At 71.8% G+C, this 20,543-nt stretch carries 17 protein-coding genes and 1 riboswitch; of the genes, 9 read left to right on the forward strand and 8 right to left on the reverse strand.

Features of this window, described 5'->3' with window-relative positions:
* Positions 1–55: 55 nt before the first annotated feature.
* Entirely contained in the window at positions 56–1,573 is a 1,518-nt protein-coding gene (locus tag ACIQVT_RS32770; protein ID WP_403762635.1) for a glutamate--cysteine ligase, read from the reverse strand.
* Positions 1,574–2,144: 571 nt separating this feature from the next.
* Here ACIQVT_RS32770 and ACIQVT_RS32775 point away from each other — a divergent pair.
* Together ACIQVT_RS32775 and ACIQVT_RS32780 are read left to right on the forward strand one after the other, a co-directional pair.
* The gene (locus ACIQVT_RS32775; protein ID WP_403762638.1) at positions 2,145–2,729 is read left to right on the forward strand and encodes a hypothetical protein; all 585 of its coding nucleotides are present in this window, start codon (positions 2,145–2,147) and stop codon (positions 2,727–2,729) included.
* Positions 2,730–3,124: 395 nt separating this feature from the next.
* Entirely contained in the window at positions 3,125–3,331 is a 207-nt protein-coding gene (locus ACIQVT_RS32780) for a DUF5999 family protein (protein WP_403762719.1), read from the forward strand.
* Between the two features lie 72 nt (positions 3,332–3,403).
* On the opposite strand, the gene ACIQVT_RS32785 is transcribed toward ACIQVT_RS32780, so the two are convergent.
* Positions 3,404–4,885, reverse strand: coding sequence for a glycoside hydrolase family 43 protein (locus ACIQVT_RS32785; protein WP_403762642.1), 1,482 nt, complete (start codon positions 4,883–4,885; stop codon positions 3,404–3,406).
* Positions 4,886–5,331: 446 nt separating this feature from the next.
* On the opposite strand from ACIQVT_RS32785, the gene ACIQVT_RS32790 reads away from it, so the two are divergent.
* Positions 5,332–7,290, forward strand: coding sequence for an amino acid transporter (locus ACIQVT_RS32790; RefSeq protein ID WP_403762645.1), 1,959 nt, complete (start codon positions 5,332–5,334; stop codon positions 7,288–7,290).
* A gap of 45 nt (positions 7,291–7,335) precedes the next feature.
* The gene (locus tag ACIQVT_RS32795) at positions 7,336–7,737 is read left to right on the forward strand and encodes a molybdopterin-binding protein (RefSeq protein ID WP_403762648.1); all 402 of its coding nucleotides are present in this window, start codon (positions 7,336–7,338) and stop codon (positions 7,735–7,737) included.
* Positions 7,738–7,855: 118 nt separating this feature from the next.
* Here ACIQVT_RS32795 and ACIQVT_RS32800 read toward each other — a convergent pair whose 3' ends face one another.
* Entirely contained in the window at positions 7,856–9,454 is a 1,599-nt protein-coding gene (locus ACIQVT_RS32800) for a pentapeptide repeat-containing protein (protein ID WP_403762651.1), read from the reverse strand.
* Positions 9,455–9,748: 294 nt separating this feature from the next.
* Here ACIQVT_RS32800 and modA point away from each other — a divergent pair, with 294 nt between their 5' ends.
* The 4 genes from modA to ACIQVT_RS32820 are packed head-to-tail and all read left to right on the forward strand — an operon-like array spanning position 9,749 to position 12,969.
* Positions 9,749–10,561 carry a molybdate ABC transporter substrate-binding protein gene (modA, locus tag ACIQVT_RS32805; protein ID WP_403762654.1) on the forward strand — a complete coding sequence of 271 codons (813 nt, stop codon included), beginning with the start codon at positions 9,749–9,751 and terminating at the stop codon, positions 10,559–10,561.
* Entirely contained in the window at positions 10,558–11,418 is an 861-nt protein-coding gene (locus ACIQVT_RS32810; protein ID WP_403762657.1) for an ABC transporter permease, read from the forward strand. The genes modA and ACIQVT_RS32810 overlap by 4 nt, the downstream gene beginning before the upstream one ends.
* On the forward strand, positions 11,415–12,521 hold the full coding sequence (locus tag ACIQVT_RS32815) for an ABC transporter ATP-binding protein (RefSeq protein ID WP_403762661.1): 1,107 nt from the start codon (positions 11,415–11,417) through the stop codon (positions 12,519–12,521). Before ACIQVT_RS32810 ends, ACIQVT_RS32815 begins: the two co-directional genes overlap by 4 nt.
* 28 nt (positions 12,522–12,549) lie before the next feature.
* The gene (locus ACIQVT_RS32820; RefSeq protein WP_403762664.1) at positions 12,550–12,969 is read left to right on the forward strand and encodes a molybdopterin-binding protein; all 420 of its coding nucleotides are present in this window, start codon (positions 12,550–12,552) and stop codon (positions 12,967–12,969) included.
* Between the two features lie 56 nt (positions 12,970–13,025).
* Here the strand turns inward: ACIQVT_RS32820 and gcvP are convergent, their stop codons facing one another.
* Positions 13,026–15,911, reverse strand: a complete 2,886-nt coding sequence (gcvP, locus tag ACIQVT_RS32825) for an aminomethyl-transferring glycine dehydrogenase (RefSeq protein ID WP_403762667.1) — start codon at positions 15,909–15,911, stop codon at positions 13,026–13,028.
* A 173-nt stretch (positions 15,912–16,084) separates the two neighbouring features.
* Positions 16,085–16,179: riboswitch (glycine riboswitch) on the reverse strand.
* A gap of 62 nt (positions 16,180–16,241) precedes the next feature.
* Between gcvP and ACIQVT_RS32830 the strand changes: the two genes are divergently transcribed.
* Positions 16,242–16,688, forward strand: a complete 447-nt coding sequence (locus ACIQVT_RS32830) for a PRC-barrel domain-containing protein (protein WP_403762670.1) — start codon at positions 16,242–16,244, stop codon at positions 16,686–16,688.
* On the opposite strand, the gene ACIQVT_RS32835 is transcribed toward ACIQVT_RS32830, so the two are convergent.
* The 4 genes from ACIQVT_RS32835 to ACIQVT_RS32850 all read right to left on the reverse strand — a co-directional run bounded on the left by ACIQVT_RS32835 (position 16,592) and on the right by ACIQVT_RS32850 (position 20,540).
* The gene (locus ACIQVT_RS32835; RefSeq protein WP_403762673.1) at positions 16,592–18,163 is read right to left on the reverse strand and encodes a DNA polymerase IV; all 1,572 of its coding nucleotides are present in this window, start codon (positions 18,161–18,163) and stop codon (positions 16,592–16,594) included. The genes ACIQVT_RS32830 and ACIQVT_RS32835 overlap by 97 nt on opposite strands.
* 69 nt (positions 18,164–18,232) lie before the next feature.
* Entirely contained in the window at positions 18,233–18,916 is a 684-nt protein-coding gene (locus ACIQVT_RS32840) for a MerR family transcriptional regulator (protein ID WP_403762675.1), read from the reverse strand.
* Between the two features lie 261 nt (positions 18,917–19,177).
* Entirely contained in the window at positions 19,178–19,651 is a 474-nt protein-coding gene (locus ACIQVT_RS32845) for a bifunctional nuclease family protein (protein ID WP_365203914.1), read from the reverse strand.
* A 151-nt stretch (positions 19,652–19,802) separates the two neighbouring features.
* On the reverse strand, positions 19,803–20,540 hold the full coding sequence (locus ACIQVT_RS32850; RefSeq protein WP_403762679.1) for a MerR family transcriptional regulator: 738 nt from the start codon (positions 20,538–20,540) through the stop codon (positions 19,803–19,805).
* Between the last annotated feature and the right edge of the window lie 3 nt (positions 20,541–20,543).

Raw genomic sequence — 20,543 nt, forward strand, 5'->3', positions numbered from 1 at the left:
CCGTGCCGGGAGTTCTCACTCCCGGCACGGGAGCCGCGGGTCGGGTAACCAGGCGTCAGCCGAGCGGTACCGGCTCCGGCAGGCCCACCGGCCAGGTGTGCACCGGCTCCCCGACGTGCATCAGCTCGGCGTACCGCCGCGTCGTCGCCGCCAGTGCCGCGTCCCGCGACATGCCTTGTTCCAGCGCCCGGTGGAACGTGTCCGCCTGCCAGCTCGCGCCGTTGACCCGGCGCCGGCAGCGTTCCTCGATCACGCCGAGGTAGAGGTCCCGGTCGGCGGGCTCCACCCCCCAGGCGTCCAGCCCGGCGGCGGCGAGCGGCAGCAGCTCGTCGCGGACCAGGGTGACCGCGTCGACCTCGCCCGTGCCGCCGTACCTGCCGCGGCGGGGCCAGACGAAGCGGGCGTCGATGCCGTGCCGGCACGCCGCGTCGAAGTTGGCCTCGGCCGCGGCGAACGGCAGGCGCGTCCACACCGGCCGGGGTTCCTCGGCGAGGGCCCGGACGAGGCCGTAGAAGAAGGCCGCGTTGGCGATGACGTCGGTGATGGTGGGCCCGGCGGGCAGTACCCGGTTCTCCACCCGCAGGTGCGGGACCCCGTCCGCGATGTCGTACACCGGCCGGTTCCACCGGTAGATGGTGCCGTTGTGCAGGACCAGCTCGGAGAGCTTCGGCACCCCGCCGGCCTCGATGACCTCCAGCGGCTCCTCGTCGTCGCAGATCGGCAGCAGCGCCGGGAAGTAGCGCTGGTTCTCCTCGAACAGCTCGTACGCGGACGACACCCACCGCTCACCGAACCACGTCCGCGGCCGTACGCCCTGGGCCTGTAGCTCGGGCGGACGGGTGTCGGTGGACTGGGTGAACAGCGGGGGCCGGGACTCGCGCCACAGCTCGTGACCGAAGAGGAACGGCGAGTTGGCGCCGACGGCGATCTGCGCGGCGGACGCGGCCTGGGCCGCGTTCCACACATCGGCGAACCGCTCCGGTGTGACCTGGAGGTGCAGCTGCACGGAGGTGCACGCGGCCTCGGGGACGATCGACTTCGACGTGCACACCAGGTGCTCGACGCCCTCGATGTCGAGCCGGAAGTCCTCCCCGCGCGCGGCCACGATCTGGTCGTTGAGCAGGGTGTAGCGGTCGGCGTCCGAGAGGTTGGAGGAGACCAGGTCGTCACGGCCCAGCGTGGGCAGGATGCCGATCATCACGATGCCCGCGTCCACCTCACCGGCCTTCCGGTCGGCATAGGCGAGGGAGGTCCGCAGCTCCTCGGCGAGCTGGTCGAACACCCGGCCGCCCAGGCGGTGCGGGGCTATGTTGACCTCCAGGTTGAACATGGCGAGTTCGGTCTGGAAGTCACGGCTGGCGATGCGCTCAAGTACCTGTCCATTCAACATTTTCGGCATGCCGTCACGGCCGGCGAGATTCAATTCGATCTCGACGCCCATGAGGTTCTTGGGCCGGTCGAATCGCTTCTCTGCCAGCAGTCGCTCCAGCCCCGTCAAGCACTTCTGGAGCCTTTCGCGATAGCGCTGGCGATCGGACAGGTCGAACTGCCCTGCCACGACCTTCTCCCCCATGGAAGAGTCCCTCCTCGGACGGGCGGGCCGACGATCCGTTCGCCGGGCTCCCACGTCAGGTGGGATGATGCCCAGCCGAAGCGATCGATAACGTCCCGTATCGGCCCGCCGCCCGCTACTCTGTCGGAATGTTCCCCGCGGCACATTCACGGGGCATGCCGCAGCTCGCACCTTCGGGTGCCCCGTACGCCTCGTGAAAAACGCCGACGACATTCGGCCGACCGCTACCGGCGCGTACGACGAGGTCAGCGGCGAGGGATCCCCCACGAAATCGGGATTTTCTCCGCGAATCAGCGGCCCAATTCCGCCTTGTCCGTCACACGGAAATGGGATAGCCGAAACACCGGCCGAACACGCGTCGTATAAACTCCGTCCACAAGGCACAAGGTTGGCGCCCTCGGTCCTGGTTCCTGCCGCGTTTCTGCCGTCACGGTTGACGGGCCACAGACAGAGCCGCACTCTCGTTCCGACCCGCCCAGGGCCCCACCTCTCCGGCCTTCCGTGAGCAGACAGCGCCGTCCGCCCCACCCTCCTCGCGCCGCCGCGCCTGTCGAATGAGAGGCGACCCACCATGCCGTTGCATGTTCCCCCTGCCCCCGCGCCCGCCCTGCGCTCCGTCCTCACCGCCCTCGGTTCCCCCACCGCGGTCCGTGAGGCACGCACCCCTTCCCTGCGTGCCGCGCAGGGCCCCGCGACACCCGAACTGCCTCTGCCCGTGCACGTGTTGGACCGGATCACCGCGCAAGGCCTGTCCGCGACGCGGCTGGCCGGCTGGCGCTTCCTGATCCGGTGCGGCGATCGCGCGGTGGCGGCGGCCGAGACCATGCTCACTCCCGACGGCTGGGCCTTCTCGCACTTCTTCGAGGGCCCCTACGTCGCCTCCACCGAACGCGCGGTCCAGCAGGCCGAGGCGCTCCAGCAGCCGTACCAGGCGAGGCTGCTGTCCCTCCCCGGTCTGTACATGCTCACCCTCTGGCTGCACGAGGACCGCACCGGCGACGGCACCGAGGGCCACCCGGCCGCCGGCGACCTGCTGGTGCCGCTCGCCCCGGCGCCACCCGGCATCCCGGCGCACCGCCCGTTCCGGGTCGCCGAGTTGCTTCCGGTGCTGACCCATCGGGCGACTCCCCTTCCGCTGCTCGGCTCGCCCGCCTGACCCACGCCCGCGTACCCCGCCACCCGTGAGGGAAGCGGGGTACGACTCTCTTTTTCCGCGGACGCCGCCCGGCGTCCGCCTCCGACGTCTGCACGGGGCACGTGTCCGACGTCTGCACGGCGTCCGCGTCCGACGTCTCGCCCGCGCGGATGTTCGGCATGGGCATATGCCAACGGATCTCTTCCGTATGGACTAGCCCTATCCGGTCACTGCGAACCACCCAAAGGGACAGTGCAGTTGGACTGAACCGACCGGGCGGGTGACGCGTCATGAACCTGTGAGAACCGGTGCCGTGAAATCCCTGCGGAATGACGCCCAGAGGACAACACTGGAATCCGACCGACTCATCACCACGGGGGACGGACATGACCACGACAGAGCGAGAGATCCCGCCCATGTGCCAGCACCAGCCGCCGTGCCCGACAGCCGAATCCGCCGACCGGGAGTCCGCCCGCCTCGTGGCGCACCACCCGGAGCAGGGTTGGAGCCTGCTGTGCAACGGCGTCCTGCTCTTCGAGGACACCGGCGAGCTGCTGCCCGACGGCCGCGTCATCGCTCCGCACCGTCCGCTCGGTGCGGAGCGGGTGATGACGGCCGCCTGAGAACGGCGCGCGATCGAGGGGCCGGTCGGCACCCACCGGGTGCGTACCGGCCCTGAAGCATGTCCGCGAGGGTCACCTCGCGGCGTCCGTGGGCGCGTAGTCGAACCAGTCGAAGGCCGCGCGGCCCTCGGTGACGTACATGCCGATGACTCGGCCGGTGAAGCCGGTGGCCACCTGGGTGGACAGGTACCGGCCGTCGAGTTCGGCCAGCCGGAGGGGCTGCGCCCCGGTGCCGACGGTGAAGACCAGGGTGTCGGGGCCGTCCTGCGGTCCCGGGTTGCGGCTCGCACGGATGTCGACGGCGAGGGTGAGGGGACCGGCCGGCACCGGCAGTTCGGCGACCGTCTGGCGCAGCGGGCCGATCCGCGCGATCACGGCCGCCGTTCCCCCGCTCACCTCGAGGTCGTAGTGGTGCGCCTCGTCGAGCCGGACGGACAGCCCGGCCCGCGCCGCCCCGGGCTCCAGCAGCGCGGCGGCCCGGCAGTCGTGGTGCTGCTGGCGGCGGCCCACGAAGGTGTGCCCGGGCCGGTCGAGGCTGTCACCGGTGGCCGTCAGGGTGAGCCGCCCGGGACGTTCGGTCAGTGACCAGCTGCCCTCGGGCCTGCGGTGCGGGGAGATCCAGTGCGGCGCGAGCCGGGTACCGGTGAAGTCGTCCCGCACGGGCGGCCCGTCGACCGGCGCCCAGGCGGCCGGCGCCGGATGCCGCTCCCGCACCGGCCCCGCCTCGGGCCAGCCGTCGGCCCACTCGACCGGCACCAGGAAGGTCTCCCGGCCGAGCACGTGGAAGTCGGGGAACCAGCCGCGGGGCCGGGTGCCCAGCAGCACCATCCACCAGCTGCCGTCGGCCGCCCGCACCAGGTCGCCGTGCCCGGTGCACTGGACGGGCTGGCCGGTGCCGCGGTGGGACAGCAGCGGGTTGCCGGGCGCCGGTTCCCACGGGCCGCGCGGCGATCGCGCCCGGGCGACGGACACCCCGTGCCCCGGTCCGGTGCCGCCCTCCGCGAGCAGCAGGTACCACCAGGCACCGATCCGGTACAGGTGCGGGGCCTCGGGGTCCGCCAGTCCGGTGCCGGACCACATGGGCAGCGGGCCCTCCAGCACCTTGCCGGTGGCCGGGTCGATCCGGGCGACCGTCACCCCGGCCATCGCGCACCAACAGGCGCCGTCCTCGTCCCAGGCGAGGTCGGGGTCGATGCCGGGCAGGTCGATCCACACCGGGTCGGACCAGGGCCCCTCCGGGCGGTCGGCGGTGACGAGGAAGGTGCCGCCGGCGCCGACGGCGGTGGTGATCACGTAGAAGCGTCCGTCGTGGTGGCGGATGGTCGGCGCGTAGACGCCGCCCGAGGCCGGGACGTCGTCGGACAGGGCGAGCTGCTCCGGCCGGTCGACGACGTTGCCGATCTGACGCCAGTGCACCAGGTCCCGGCTGTGGAAGAGGGGAACGGCCGGGACGTACTCGAAGCTGGAGCACACCAGGTAGTAGTCGTCCCCGGCCCGGCAGACACTCGGGTCGGGGTGGAAGCCGGGGAGGACGGGATTCTCGTAGGTCCGCATGCTCGCTCCCGAAGAGGGTTCGAAAGTTTCGGAGTCAGTAGCGAATCCTATCGGGAGGTCGCGATCACCGGGAGGGGGGACGGCCGCGCGGGATCGACGGCCGGGCGCCCGGACCGGCGGCGTGCCACGGTGTCACCACCCACGCGGATGCCCGGCCGCCCGCGAAGGGCACTCACGGATGCCCGGCCGCCTGTGACGCTCGGTGGTCGGCGGCCGTCCCACCGAACCCACCCCCGCACCTCCGGCCGCCCCGTCCCCGCTGACCGTCCCCCACCCCCCGGCCTCCGCATTTCGTGCGGCACCCGCTCTCCCGGGCCATTCTTAACGCAAGCTTGACGCCGTCCGGGCCCCGATCCACAGGCCTGGGCATCACGCTCTGCTTACGCTGTTGCCGCCGTCCCGCGTGATGGCCGGAAAGAGCTGAGCCGCACGTCAGGAGCACGCCGATGGCCACGACCGAGCGCCCTCCCAGTACCAGCCGCCTACGCGCCTGGATGCTGGAAGGGCTGTCCGACATGGGCAAGGGCGGCGGTCACACGGGCCCGCACGCCGAGCCCGCGCCCCCGCACAAGGGACAGCGCTGGTGGCGGGTGATGTGCCTGACCGGTGTCGACTACTTCTCCACCCTCGGCTACCAGCCGGGCATCGCCGCACTGGCGGCCGGTCTGCTCTCCCCGGTGGCGACCGTCGTGCTCGTCATAGTGACCCTGGCCGGCGCCCTGCCGGTGTACCGCCGGGTGGCGCAGGAGAGCCCGCGCGGCGAGGGGTCCATCGCGATGCTGGAACGCCTGCTGTCCTTCTGGCAGGGCAAGCTGTTCGTGCTGACGCTGCTGGGCTTCGCGGCCACCGACTTCCTGATCACCATGACGCTCTCGGCCGCCGACGCCTCCACCCACCTGGTGGAGAACCCGCACCTGACCGACGCCCTCCAGGGCAAGCAGATGGTGATCACCCTGTTCCTGGTGGCCCTGCTCGGCGCGGTCTTCCTCAAGGGCTTCCTGGAGGCGATCGGGGTCGCCGTCGCCCTCGTCGGCGTCTACCTCGGGCTCAACGTCGTCGTCGTGGTCGTCGGCCTGTGGCACGTCATCACCGCCGGCCACCTGGTCACCGACTGGGCGGGCGCCCTGACCGCGGAACACGGCAACGTCTTCGCGATGGTCGGCGTGGCCCTGCTCGTCTTCCCCAAGCTCGCCCTCGGCCTGTCCGGCTTCGAGACCGGGGTCGCCGTCATGCCGCACGTCCAGGGCGACCCGGACGACACCGAGGAGCGGCCGACCGGCCGGATCCGGGACACCCGCAAGCTGCTGACCACGGCCGCGCTCATCATGAGCTGCTTCCTGATCGCCACCAGCTTCATCACCACGCTGCTGATCCCGGAGCGCGAGTTCCAGCCCGGCGGCGCGGCCAACGGCCGCGCCCTCGCCTACCTCGCGCACGAGTACCTCGGTGGCGTCTTCGGCACGGTGTACGACGTCTCGACCATCGCCATCCTGTGGTTCGCGGGCGCCTCCGCCATGGCCGGCCTGCTCAACCTGATGCCGCGCTACCTGCCCCGCTACGGCATGGCCCCGCACTGGGCGCGTGCCGTGCGTCCCATGGTCATCGTCTTCACGCTCATCGCGTTCCTGGTGACCTGGATCTTCGACGCCGACGTCAACAAACAGGGCGGCGCCTACGCCACGGGGGTCCTGGTGCTGATCAGCTCGGCCGCGATCGCGGTGACCATCGCCGCGCGCAAGGCCGGGCAGCGCGGCTGGACCATCGGGTTCGCGGTGATAGCGGCGGTGTTCCTGTACACGACCGTGGTCAACGTCATCGAACGCCCGGACGGTGTGAAGATCGGCGCCTGTTTCATCGCCGGCATCATCCTCGTCTCCCTGCTGTCCCGGCTGGCCCGCGCCTTCGAACTGCGGGTGACCAGCGTGTCCCTCGACCCGCTGGCGGAGCGGTTCATCCGGGACATGGCCAGCCGGAAGATGCGGTTCATAGCCAACGAGCCGGACCGCCGCGACAAGGCCGAGTACCGGGAGAAGATCGAACAGATCCGCGTCGACAACGACATGCCCGAGCAGGAGGACTTCGTCTTCGCCGAGGTCACGGTGACCGACCCGTCCGAGTTCGAGACGGGCCTGACCGTGCGTGGCGAGGTCCTGCACGGCCGCTACCGCGTGCTGACCCTGGAGCACTCCTCCATCTCCAACGCCCTGGCCGCGCTCCTGCTGCACGTGCGGGACGTCACCGGCTGCACCCCGCACATCTACTTCGAGTGGACCGAGGGCAGCCCGTTCACCAACTTCCTGCGCTTCTTCCTGTTCGGCCAGGGCGAGGTCGCCCCGGTGACCCGGGAGGTGCTGCGCGAGGCGGAGCCGGACCGAGCACGCCGGCCCCGGGTGCACACCGGGTGAGGGCACGGCCGCGAGCCCGGTCAGGGGTGCCCTATCGTGACCGCCATGCAGTCCTACACCATCGGCCAGGCCGCACGGCTGCTCGGCGTCAGCCCGGACACCGCCCGCCGCTGGGCCGACGCCGGCCGCATGACCACCCACCGCGACGAGTCCGGGCGGCGCGTCATCGACGGCCGGGACCTGGCCGCGTTCTCGGTCGAACTGGCCCGGACGGGCGCCGGCAGCGGCGAGGAGGACGCCTCCCGCACCTCCGTGCGCAACGCCTTCCCCGGCATCGTCACCGCGATCAAGCTCGGTGACGTCGCCGCCCAGGTGGAGATCCAGGCCGGCCCGCACCGGCTCGTCTCGCTGCTCACCCGGGAAGCGGTGGAGGAACTCGGCCTCGAGGTCGGCATGGAGGCCACTGCCCGCGTGAAGTCCACCAACGTGCACATCGACCGGGTCTGACCGTCGTCCGCCTCACGCCGGACCACGTCCGGTCACCACCAGGCCGGCCCCCTCCCCGGGGAACTGGTGACAGCCGCATACCCGAACCCGTCACCAGAGGCCGGAACAGCTCGGCACGTCATCGCTTGATGCGGCCGCGTAAGGCGAAGAGGGCGAAGCCGAGGAGGACGGGTTCGGCGATGCGAGAGCCCATTTCGGTGTAGGTGCCGGCGGTGGTGAGGTTCTGGCCGCTGGAGCGGAAGATCACGCTGTTGAAGAGGACGCGTTGGGCTTTCTCGGCGCGTTTCCCGGTGACGCGGTCGCCGTAGCCGAGGGTGAGCGCCGGGTCGGGGTTGTCGACGGTGAGCCGGACATCCTGGCCGACTGCCGTCTGTTTGCCGGTGATCCGGGGCTCGGGGTCGGCGTTGGGCAGGCCCCACAGCATGAGGGCGAAGAAGCTGCCGGTCATGGCCAGGATGAGCCAGAAAAGGGCGCGCACGGCACGGAGCGCGTAGCCGGACAGCGCCCAGTACAGCGTGAGGAGGACGCGTTCCCCGAGGGGGCGCGCGGGGTCCCTGCGGCGCATCTCCATTTCGCCGTAGTAGAAGTCGGCCGCGTCCGGTTCGTTCTTCACATCCTCGGAGCCTTTGCGCAGCGCCCGGTACAGGGGGGCCAAGTCGTCCGGGTTGGGCGTGCGGGCCGGGTGCGTGGTGTGGTGCGGTCCCGGCTTCCACTCACGGTCAGTGGGAGCGGCCGGGTTCGCGGGCGACTGCCCGAGGGCCCGCCAGGCGTGTTCCTCGGCGAGTACGCGGCGCCGGGTCCACCGCCGCGGCACCCCGTGCCGCCAGTGGACGCCGGTCGGCGGACGGTCGAAACGTGTGCTCCCTTCCAGGCGCAACAAGTCCAGATGCACCGCACCGGCGAACCGGCAGCTCCGTAGGTCCATGTCGGTCAGCAACACGTGCGTCGTGTCGGTACTCGCCAGGGACACGACACGGACGTCCGGAGTCCTCCCCCTGAACCAGGCGGATTCCGCCGGGCGGGCGAAAGGACTGACCGAGACAGCGAAGGGCTGGCTGATGATGGCGCCGGTGAGGTCGAGATCCGCGTACCGCAGGGTCAGCGAGGCGGCCGCGTCCCATCGCGTCTGGTGGCACATCACCCGCGCCGCGGCTGCATCGATTCGAGTCTGTCCCCCGAACTTCGCGTTCGAGAGAGCGAGGACGCGCCTACACGTCACGTGCTCGATCCGGGCGTCGCCACTGAATCGAGAGCCCACGAAAGTGGCGGTCCCGTTGACGACCATGCCGCGGAAGGCAGCCTCGGAGAACGTCGTGTCGTGGAAGTTGACGCCGCCGCGGGCGAACCGGGAGCCGTTGAAGCAGGCGAAGCCCGCGAAGGAAGCCAGATAGAAGTTCGCGTCGCTTCCGACGAAGTCGACGTTGATGAAGTCCGCACCGTCAGGGAAGTCCACATGGCTGAAGTCGACCTCGCCCAAACAGGGACGCCGCCCGGCAAGGCGGACCGCGTCAAGGAGCTGGCGCAGGAGCGCGGCGGTGATGCGAGTGCCGCGGACGTTGACGTCGGCGCCGGGGACGAGGCCGGCCAGATAGGCGGCGCGGTCGGCGGGTGCGAGGTGGGCCAGGCACTTGGTGTGCGTGCCGATCGGCGTCCCGGAGCACGGGTCCGGCGTCGTTACGTCGCAGTGCGACCAGGGCGGCGGCCAGGGGGGAGTCATATCTCCTGGGACAGCCGGACCGACCGGGTGGTTGCGCTCTCAAGCCGCGCACCGGCGAACTGCTGTCCACCGTGAGGATCGTGGTGCAGTCCCTCGCCGGCCCCGGCGAACGAACCGGCGACAGTCGCATGCCGTACGAACGCACATGCAAGCCCTAAGGCGTGAGTGCCGGGCTCATGCGATGAGACAGGAGACTTACACCTGGCAGATGCGGCAGTATCATCGCCGCACGGTCGATGGTGGCCGTCCAGGGGCGCGACAGCTTGTTCCACCGAACCGAGGAGTACCTCCGTGATGACCCGTTCCATGTGCCGGACCCGCCGGGCAGGCAAGTCGGCCGGCGTGGTGGCGGCCGCCCTGATGGCACTCGCCGCCTGCTCCTCCTCCTCGGACTCGTCGTCCCACCGGGCCACCGGGTCCGCCCCCGAGCTGTCCGGCACGGTCACCGTGTTCGCCGCCGCCTCCCTGAAGGAGAGCTTCACCGCGCTGGGCCGGGAGTTCCAGAGGCAGCACCCGGGCACCAAGGTCACCTTCAGCTTCAACGGCAGCGACAGCCTGGCCGCCGGCATCAACGCCGGGGCCCCGGCGGACGTCTTCGCCGCCGCCAGCCCCAAGACGATGGCGGTCGTGACCGACAAGAAGAGCACCGCCGGCACCCCGGCCACCTTCGTCCGCAACCAGCTGGAGATAGCCACCGTCCCGGGCAACCCGCACAAGCTGTCCGCCCTGAAGGACCTCACCGCGTCCGGTCTGAAGGTCGTCCTGTGCGACAGGACGGTGCCGTGCGGGGCCGCCGCCGAGAAGGCCCTGGCCGCCGGGAAGGTCCGGCTGACGCCCGTCTCCTACGAGCAGGACGTCAAGGGCGCCCTGGCGAAGGTGGAGCTGAAGGAGGCCGACGCGGCCCTGGTCTACAAGACCGACGTGCGGTCCGCGCACGGCAAGGTGGAGGGCGTGGAGTTCCCCGAGTCCGCCCGAGCCGTCAACGACTACCCGATCGCCCTGCTGAAGAACGCGCCGAACGCCGCGGCCGCCAAGGCGTTCATCGCCCTCGTACGCTCCGCCGAGGGCCAGAAGGTGCTGACCGGGGCAGGGTTCCTGAAGCCGTGACCTCGCCCCGGAAGGCGGATACCGCGACCGGCCCCCGCACGGGCCGGCCGCGGCGCCGGCGCGCCGGCGCCGCGGGCCGGCGCGGAGTGCCGCTGCCGCTGCTGCTGCCGGGCCTGCTGGCCCTGGCGTTCCTGCTGCTGCCGCTGCTCGCCCTGCTCGTCCGGGCGCCCTGGCGCACTCTGCCGGACCAGCTGACCAGCGCCGAGGTGTGGCAGGCGCTCCAGCTGTCCCTGGTCACCGCCACCGCGGCGACCGCCGTGTGCCTCGTCCTCGGCGTGCCGCTGGCCTGGCTGCTGGCCCGCACGGACTTCCCCGGCCGCGGTCTCGTACGCGCCCTGGTGACGCTGCCCCTGGTGCTGCCGCCGGTCGTCGGCGGGGTGGCCCTGCTGCTCGCCCTGGGCCGCAACGGCGTCATCGGCCAGTGGCTGGACTCCTGGTTCGGGATCACCCTGCCGTTCACCACCGCCGGCGTGGTGGTCGCGGAGGCGTTCGTGGCCATGCCGTTCCTGGTCATCAGTGTCGAGGGCACGCTGCGCGCCGCCGATCCCCGCTACGAGGAGGCGGCCACCACGCTGGGCGCCTCCCGCTTCACCGCGTTCCGCCGGGTCACGCTGCCGCTGATCGCCCCGGGGGTCGCGGCGGGCGCGGTGCTGGCCTGGGCACGCGCGCTCGGCGAGTTCGGCGCGACGATCACCTTCGCGGGCAACTTCCCCGGCCGCACCCAGACCATGCCACTCGCCGTCTACCTGGCCCTCCAGAACGACCCGGAGGCCGCCGTCGCCCTCAGTCTCGTCCTGCTGACGGTGTCCATCGCGGTGCTGGCCGGCCTGAGGGACCGCTGGACGACCGCCTCATGAGGAACACCGGCCCCGAGCCCACCGACCTCCACGCCCCCACGGCGCACCGGACGCCTGCGTCCGACGAGGGTCTCGACGCCCGCCTCGTCGTCGACCGGCCCCCGTTCCGCCTGGACGTGACCCTGACGGTCGCGCCTGGGGACGTCCTCGCCCTGCTCGGCCCCAACGGCGCCGGCAAGACCACCGCGCTGCGCGCCCTCGCCGGGCTGACCCCGCTCACCGGCGGCCACCTCCGCCTGGACGGCACCCCGTTGGAGGACACTCCCCCGGAGTCCCGCCCGGTCGGCGTGGTCTTCCAGGACTACCTGCTGTTCCCGCACCTGTCCGCCCTGGACAACGTCGCCTTCGGGCCCCGCTGCCGCGGCGCGGACAAGGGCGAGGCCCGCGCGCAGGCGGCGGCCTGGCTGGACCGCATGGGCCTGGCCGGCCACGCGGGCGTCAGACCGCGCCGCCTCTCCGGCGGCCAGGCGCAGCGCGTCGCCCTCGCCCGCGCCCTCGCCACCCGCCCCCGGCTGTTGCTCCTGGACGAGCCGCTGGCGGCCCTGGACGCCCGTACCCGGCTGGAGGTCCGCGCCCAGCTCCGCCGGCACCTGGCCGAGTTCGAGGCGGTCTGCGTACTGGTCACCCATGACCCGCTGGACGCGATGGTGCTCGCGGACCGGCTGGTGGTCGTGGAGGACGGGCGGGTCGTGCAGGAAGGCACGCCCGCCGGTATCGCCCGCCACCCGCGCACGGACTACATCGCCCAGCTCGTCGGTCTGAACCTCTACCGCGGCCGGGCCGCCGGCCACACGGTACGGCTCGACGCCGGACCCTCGATCACGACGACGGAGGAGCTGTCGGGACCGGTCTTCGTGGCGTTCCCCCCGTCGGCGGTGACCCTGTTCCGGGACCGGCCCGCCGGTGCGAGCGCCCGCAACGTGTGGCACTGCCAGATCGCGGGTCTGGAGACGCACGGCGACCGCGTCCGCGCCGACCTCACCGGCGGACTGCCGCTCACGGCCGACCTGACGACGGTCGCCGCGGCCGAGCTGGACCTGCGTCCCGGCGCCCCGGTCTGGGCGACGGTCAAGGCGACCCAGACGCACGCGTACCCGGCCTGAGCGCCTCGCCCCACTACGGTGGGGGGTCATGACCCTGAGCATCCGCAACCAGTTGCCCGGCACCGTCACCGAGGTGCGCCCCGGCGAGGTGATGGCGACCGTCGGCGTCCGTCTCGACGGTGGCCAGAACGTGACGGCCGCGATCACCCTGGAGGCCGTCGAGCAGCTCGCCCTCGCCCCGGACCTCCCCGTGCGCGTCCTCGTGAAGTCGACGGAGGTGTCCCTGGCCACCGACCGTGTCAGGGGTCTGTCGATCCGCAACCAGTTGCCCGGCGCGGTCACCCACCTCGTGATCGGCGACGTGATGGCCTCCGTGAAGGTCACCGTGGACGGCGGCGAACTCACCGCCGCCATCACCAGGGACGCGGCCGAGGACCTCGGCCTCTTCGTGGGCTCCGACGTGGTCGCCCTGATCAAGGCGACCGAGGTCTCCCTGGCGACGGTGTAGACAGAACGCGGAGGGTCCCGCCCGGCACCCGGGCGGGACCCTCACCAGCGGCTCGCTCAGTCCTCGTACGCGTCCAGCGGCGGGCAGGAGCAGACCAGGTTGCGGTCGCCGAAGGCCTGGTCGATGCGGCGCACCGGCGGCCAGTACTTGTCGGCGGCCGAGACACCGGCCGGGAAGACGGCCTCGTCGCGGCTGTAGGCGTGCGTCCACTCACCGCCGAGCACGGCCGCGGTGTGCGGGGCGTTGCGCAGCGGGTTGTCCTCGGCGGACCACTCGCCGGAGCCGACCTTCTCGATCTCCGCGCGAATGGTGATCATCGCGTCGCAGAAACGGTCCAGCTCGGTGAGGTCCTCGGACTCGGTCGGCTCGATCATCAGCGTGCCGGCCACCGGGAAGGACATCGTCGGGGCGTGGAAGCCGTAGTCGATCAGGCGCTTGGCGACATCGTCGACGCTCACGCCGGTCGCCTTGGTCAGCGGGCGCAGGTCGATGATGCACTCGTGCGCGACCAGGCCGCCGGGACCGGTGTACAGGACCGGGAAGTGCGGCTCCAGGCGCTTGGCGATGTAGTTCGCCGACAGCACGGCCACCTGCGTGGCCCGCTTCAGCCCCGCGCCGCCCATCAGGCGGACGTACGCCCAGGAGATGGGCAGGATGCCCGCGCTGCCCCACGGGGCGGCGGAGATCGGGCCGACACCGGTCTCCGGGCCCGCGGCCGGCTGGAGCGGGTGGTTGGGCAGGTACGGCGCCAGGTGCTCGCGGACGGCGACCGGGCCGACGCCCGGACCGCCGCCGCCGTGCGGGATGCAGAACGTCTTGTGCAGGTTCAGGTGGGAGACGTCACCGCCGAAGTGACCCGGCTTGGCCAGCCCGACCAGGGCGTTGAGGTTGGCGCCGTCGACGTACACCTGGCCGCCGGCCTCGTGGACCCGGGCGCAGATGTCGGCGACGTGCTCCTCGAACACACCGTGCGTGGACGGGTAGGTGATCATGAGCACCGACAGTTCGTCACGGTGCTTCTCGATCTTCGCCCGCAGGTCCTCGATGTCGATCTCGCCGTCCCCGGCGGTCTTGACGACGACGACCCTCATGCCGGCCATCACGGCGCTGGCCGCGTTGGTGCCGTGCGCGGAGGACGGGATGAGGCAGACCGTCCGCTGCTCGTCGCCGTTGGCGCGGTGGTAGCCGCGTACGGCGAGCAGGCCGGCCAGTTCGCCCTGCGAGCCGGCGTTCGGCTGGAGCGAGACCTTGTCGTAGCCGGTGACCTCGGCGAGCCGCTCCTCCAGCTCACGGATGAGCGTCAGGTAGCCCTCGGCCTGCTCTGCGGGCACGAAGGGGTGCAGCTGCCCGAACTCGGGCCAGGTCACCGGTTCCATCTCCGTGGTCGCGTTGAGCTTCATGGTGCAGGAGCCCAGCGGGATCATGCCGCGGTCGAGCGCGTAGTCGCGGTCGGCCAGCCTGCGCAGGTAGCGCAGCATCGCGGTCTCGGAGCGGTGCTGGTGGAAGACGGGGTGGGTGAGGTAGGCGTCGGTGCGCAGCAGCGTCTCGGGCAGCGTGTCCTCGGCCACCGGGTCCAGCGCCTCGGTGTCGGCCTCGACACCGAACGCGGTCCAGACGGCGGCCAGCTGGGCCCGCCCGGTGGTCTCGTCGCAGGCCATGGAGACGTGGTCGGCGTCGACCTGGCGCAGGTTGACGCCCTGGTCCCGGGCGGCGGCGACGACCTCGGCGGCCCTGCCGGGCACGCGCGCGGTGACGGTGTCGAAGTAGGCGCCGTGGACGATCTCGACCCCGCCGGCGCTGAGTCCCGCGGCGAGGAGGGTGGCGTAACGGTGCGTGCGGCGGGCGATGGTCCGCAGGCCCTCGGGGCCGTGGTAGACGGCGTACATGCCGGCCATCACGGCGAGCAGCACCTGCGCGGTGCAGATGTTGCTGGTGGCCTTCTCCCGGCGGATGTGCTGCTCACGGGTCTGGAGCGCCAGGCGGTAGGCCCTGTTGCCGTCGGCGTCGACGGAGACGCCGACCAGGCGGCCGGGCAGGCTGCGCGCGAACTTCTCCTGGACGGCCATGTAGCCGGCGTGCGGGCCGCCGAAGCCCATCGGCACGCCGAAGCGCTGCGTGGTACCGACGGCGATGTCCGCGCCCAGTTCGCCCGGGGAGGTCAGCAGGGTCAGCGCGAGCAGGTCGGCGGCGACCGTCACCAGGGCGCCGAGCCCGTGCGCCTGGTCGATGACGGGCTTGATGTCCCGCACGGCACCGGAGGCGCCCGGGTACTGGATCAGCACGCCGTTGATCTCGCGCTCGGCGATCCCGGCCGGGATGCCGTCGCCGAGGTCGGCGACGACCACCTCGACGCCGGCCGGCTCGGCACGCGTCTGGATCACGGCGATGGTCTGCGGCAGCACGTCCGCGTCGACCAGGAACAGGCCCTTCTTGTTGCGGCCCATGCGCCGGGAGAGCGCCATCGCCTCGGCGGCGGCGGTGCCCTCGTCCAGCAGGGAGGCACCGGAGGTGGGCAGGCCGGTCAGGTCGGCGACCACCGTCTGGAAGTTCAGCAGAGCCTCCAGGCGGCCCTGGGAGATCTCCGGCTGGTACGGCGTGTAGGCCGTGTACCACGCCGGGTTCTCCATGACGTTGCGCAGGATGACGGGCGGCGTGAACGTCCCGTAGTAGCCGAGACCGATCATCGAACCGAGGACCTGGTTGCGGTCGGCGAGGGAGCGCAGCTCGGCGAGCACCTCGGCCTCGGTGCGGGCGTCCGGCAGGTCGAGGGCGTCGGCGTTCTTGATCACGTCCGGCACCGCGGCGGCGGTCAGCTCGTCCAGCGAGCCGTACCCGACGTGCGCGAGCATCTTCGCCCGCGCCTCCTGGTCAGGGCCGATGTGGCGCTGCTCGAACGGGATGCCCGCTTCGAGTTCGGAGAGCGGAATGCGGTGGGCGGTCATTGCGGAGGCCTCCTGGTCTGACGCGACCTTCGAGGGGCACCCCGGTACGGATACCCCGACGGCCTCCCCCTCTGTCATCTCGACCTGAGAGCTTCACCGGGCCCGCGCGGGCACCGGCTTTCACCGTCGGTGAGGGCGGACGCCGTGCAACCCGCCCTGCTTTCCAGAGTGACCTCGCCCGTGCGGTACGTGAGCCTGAGAGATTCCGGGGAGGATTTGCTCCTTCGGCGCCTCCGACGTGGTCGGAGGACTCTCCCGCGCGGGGTCAGCAGCCGCTGTCAGCCTACCAGCGGGGTCAACAGCCGAGCCCTCGAGTGGCCGCCTCCTTGAATGTGCTCTTTCGTAGTGCTTACGGATGAGTTGCGACCACGTGGAGAGAGAGGGACCGTGCAGACCGACATCGATCCGCGCCACCTGATCGGCCGCAAGGCGTTCGACGTCAAGGGCAACAAGATCGGCACCATCGACGAGGTGTACCTCGACGACGCCACCGGCGTACCCGAATGGGCGGCCGTACGCACCAGTCTCTTCTCCCGGGACGCCTTCGTCCCCCTGGAGCCGAGCGAACTGCGCGACGGCATCCTGCACGTCCCGTTCGACCGCGCCCTGATCAAGGGCGCCCCCGACTTCGGTGTGGGCCGCCACCTCTCCCCCGAGCAGGAACTCCAGCTCTACCGCCACTACGGTCTCGACACGGCGCCCCCGTCCGCGCTGCCCGACCACGACTTCGGCACCCTGGCCTCTACGGAGGAGTCACGCTCGACGCCGGGCCCCTGATCCCCGCCGCCGGGCCGCCCGGCGTCCGGGCGGCCCGCACCGGCCGGGGCGCCCGTGACAGCCGCCGGCGGCAGTGACGGCGGAAGAGGCGCGGACGGCGGCCCGTCCGCCGGCCCGGGAAGGTACGGCGGGCCGGCGAGGTCCGGGTCCGTCACCAGCGGCAGCGGCTCGGCCGGTGCCAGCGCCGGATCACCGACCCGGAACGTCCGCACCCGGCCCGGCCCGGACTGCGGTGTCTCGAAGCGCACGGTGACCCGGCCCAGTCCGCTGCCCTGCACCCACCCGTGTCCCCACTCTTCGTGCCGCACGTCCTGGCCGGCCCGCCACTGCCGCTCGGCCGGCTCGGCCCGCTCCACCGGGGCCGGGACCACCGCCTCCTCGGCGAGGTCCTCCGCCCGCTCCCCCGCCGCCTGCGCGAACAGGTCCTCCTGCGTGTAGTCGGCGAGCCCGGACACGCCGACGCCGAGCAGCCGCACCCCGCCCGTGGTGTCCACGGAGTCCAGCAGCCGCGCCGCCGCCTCGCGGACGACCGCGGGATCGTCCGTGGGCCCCCTGAGCGTCTCGGAACGGGTCAGCGTGGAGAAGTCGTACCTGCGAACCTTCAGCACGATGGTCCGCCCGGACAGCCCGGCCTCGCGCAGCCGCCGTACACACCGGTCGGCGAGCCGCCGCACCTCCAGGCCGACCCGCGACCGGTCGTGGATGTCCACGTCGTACGTGTCCTCCACCGAGATCGACTTGGTGCCCCGCTCGGCCACCACCGGCCGCTCGTCACGGGCCAGGGCCATCGCGTACAACGCGTGACCGTGCGCCTTGCCGAGCATCCGGACCAGTTCGTCCTCACCCGCCTCCGCCAGCTCCTCCACCGTGGTGATCCCGGCCCGGCGCAGGTGGTCCCCGGTGGCCGGCCCGACCCCCGGCAGGGTCCGCACCGGCATCGGTCCCAGCAGCGCCCGCTCGGTACCCGGCTCGATCAGCACCAGGCCGTCCGGCTTGGCCTGCTCGGAGGCGATCTTCGCGAGCATCTTGGACGCGGCGAGCCCCACCGACCCGGTGAGCCCCGTGACCGCCCGGATGTCGGCGCGGAGCCTCTCCCCGGCCCGCCGCGCCGACGTCTCGTCCCAGGCCGCGTCCCCGGCCTCCAGGTCCACGAACGCCTCGTCCAGGCTGAGTGGCTCCACCAGCGGCGACAGCTCCCGCAGCAGCGCCATCACCTGTTCGCTGACCGTCCGGTACAGGGTGAAGCGGGGCACCAGGTAAGCGGCGTTGGGCGCCAGCCGGCGCGCCTGCCCCATGGGCATCGCCGAGTGCACCCCGAACACCCGTGCCTCGTACGACGCGGTGGCCACCACCCCGCGCGGTCCGAGCCCGCCCACGACGACGGCCTTCCCGCGCAGGCTCGGCTTGGACGCCTGCTCCACCGAGGCGAAGAAGGCATCCATGTCGAGATGCAGGACCGTGGGCGCGTTTCTCACATCTCCGATGCTGCACCACGGCACTGACAACGCGGTGACCGCGGCGCACACCCCGGGGGGACCGGGCGGTCAGACCGCCCGGTTGCGGCGCCGCGCCAGCTCGTCCGCGGGGTTCTGCCCGACGAGGGTCTCCCCCGTGTCGACCCGCTCGCCGTGCAACTGGGAGAGCGCGCTCTCCACGTCCCGCCACACCACGCCCACGGCGATCCCGAAGACCCCCTGACCGCCCTGGAGCAGGGCGTGGACCTCGTCCGGCGAGGTGCACTCGTACACGGTGGCGCCGTCGCTCATCAGGGTCATGCGCTCCAGATCACGGAAACCGCGTTCCCTGAGGTGCTGCACCGCCGTGCGGATGTTCTGGAGCGACACCCCGGTGTCCAGGAACCGCTTCACGATCTTCAGGACGACGACGTCCCGGAAGCTGTACAGACGCTGGGTGCCCGACCCGTAGGCGGGTCTTACGCTGGGTTCGACCAGGCCGGTGCGGGCCCAGTAGTCGAGCTGCCGGTAGGTGATGCCGGCGGCCGCGCAGGCCGTGGGCCCGCGGTAGCCGATCTCCTCGGACGCCATGGACGCCACCCCTTTGCCGTTCGGCACCGCCGTCGGCAGCTGCGGGGCGTGATCGGCCGCGCCGCCCGGATGCGGGTGACCCCCACCCGGCCGCAACCGCGAGTCCGGGGGCGGGTACGGACCGCTCTCCCCGAAACCGCGTCCGGGGGCACCCCCAGCCGTACCGTCGCCGCTTGTTCTCACGCCGACCTCCGTCCTTGACCTGCCTTCTCGACGGTAGGCAGTCACCAGGGGTGCGTCAACGATCGCCACACTCGGCACGCCGAGTGATAATCACCCTGAGAGTGGTTTCCCGTGTCCCACCGCGGGGAAAGGCTAGCCGAATGCGCTCGCGGGAGGCCGTAGGACGCTCTCACTGGCCGGAGGCAATTGCCGGAGCGGCGGATTCCGGGAGCGGCCCACCGACCCCGGTGGAACCGGGGGCCGGCGGGCGACCTTCACCGCTCACTGGCTGCTGGTGCCGAAGTCCTCGGGCGAGATCTGGTCGAGGAACTCGCGGAACTTCTCCACCTCGTCCTCCTGCTCGTCGGGAATGGCGATGCCCGCGTCGTCCAGCACCGTGTCACTGCCGTAGATCGGCGTCCCGGTGCGCAGGGCCAGCGCTATGGCATCGGAGGGCCGGGCGCTGACCTCGACCCCGCTGGCGAACACCAGTTCCGCGTAGAAGACCCCTTCCCGCAGATCGGTGATGCGGACTTCGGTCAGCTCCTGGCCGACGGCCTCCAGCACGTCCTTGAACAGGTCGTGGGTCAGCGGTCGCGCGGGGGCCATGCCCTGCTGGGCGAAGGCGATCGCCGTCGCCTCCCCCGGCCCGATCCAGATGGGGAGGTAGCGATCGCCTCCCACTTCGCGCAGGAGCACGATCGGTTGGTTGTTGGGCATCTCGACCCGGACACCTACGACATCGAGCTCGTTCACACAGCAACCCTAGGCCGTCCCCGGGACGTTTGGGTAGTCGGGCCGGGAACAGGTGCCCGATCCGGCCGCCGGAGGCCCGCCGGCTCCTCGGGTTCCCGAGGCCGTTTCCGCCCCGGTCCCGGGCGGACGCGGCCCGGTCGCCGCACGGGATTCAGGGGAGCCGTACGCCGAGCGCGGTCCGTACGAGAGCGGCGTGCAGCTTCGTCGTGAGCGCCGCCAGTTCCTTCGTACGCGCCTCGGCCAGTGCCCTGGTCTGCGGGTTACGGTGGCGTTTGAGCGGGGTCACCACCTGGTCCACCAGCCCCGCCTCACGGTCCGCGGCGGCCTTCATCACCCGCAGGTGACGCGGCTCGATCCCGAAACGGCCCAACTCGGCGATGAGGGCGGCGACGGTGACCGCCTCGGCGTCGTACGCCCCGTCCTCCAGGGGAGCGATGAGCCCGTAGGACTCCCACTCCCCCAGCCGGGCCTCGCCGATGTCCGCTGCGGCCAACAGCCCGGCCCGGCCGATCCGGGCCACCGTGGGCCTCTCGGGCGGCTCCGGGCCGTCCTCCGCGGTGCGCTGCCGCCCGACGAGGGGCAGCGGCGCGGCCTCACCCCGCTCCATGGCGTCCAGGTACTCGCGGATCACCTTGAGCGGCAGATAGTGGTCCCGCTGCATCCGCAGCACGTGACCGAGGCGCTCGACGTCCTCGGTGCTGAACTTGCGGTAACCCGACGGAGTCCGCTGCGGCTCGATGAGCCCCTCCGACTCCAGGAAACGGATCTTGGAGATCGTGACTTCGGGGAACTCGTCGCGCAGCACGTTGAGCACCGTGCCGATGCTCATCAGCCCGCCGTCCCTGGCGGCGGTACCGCTTCCGGCACCGCCGCTCGGTGTACGCAGCATGGA

Source organism: Streptomyces sp. NPDC100445 (assembly GCF_044759735.1).
Classification (GTDB): Bacteria; Actinomycetota; Actinomycetes; order Streptomycetales; family Streptomycetaceae; genus Streptomyces.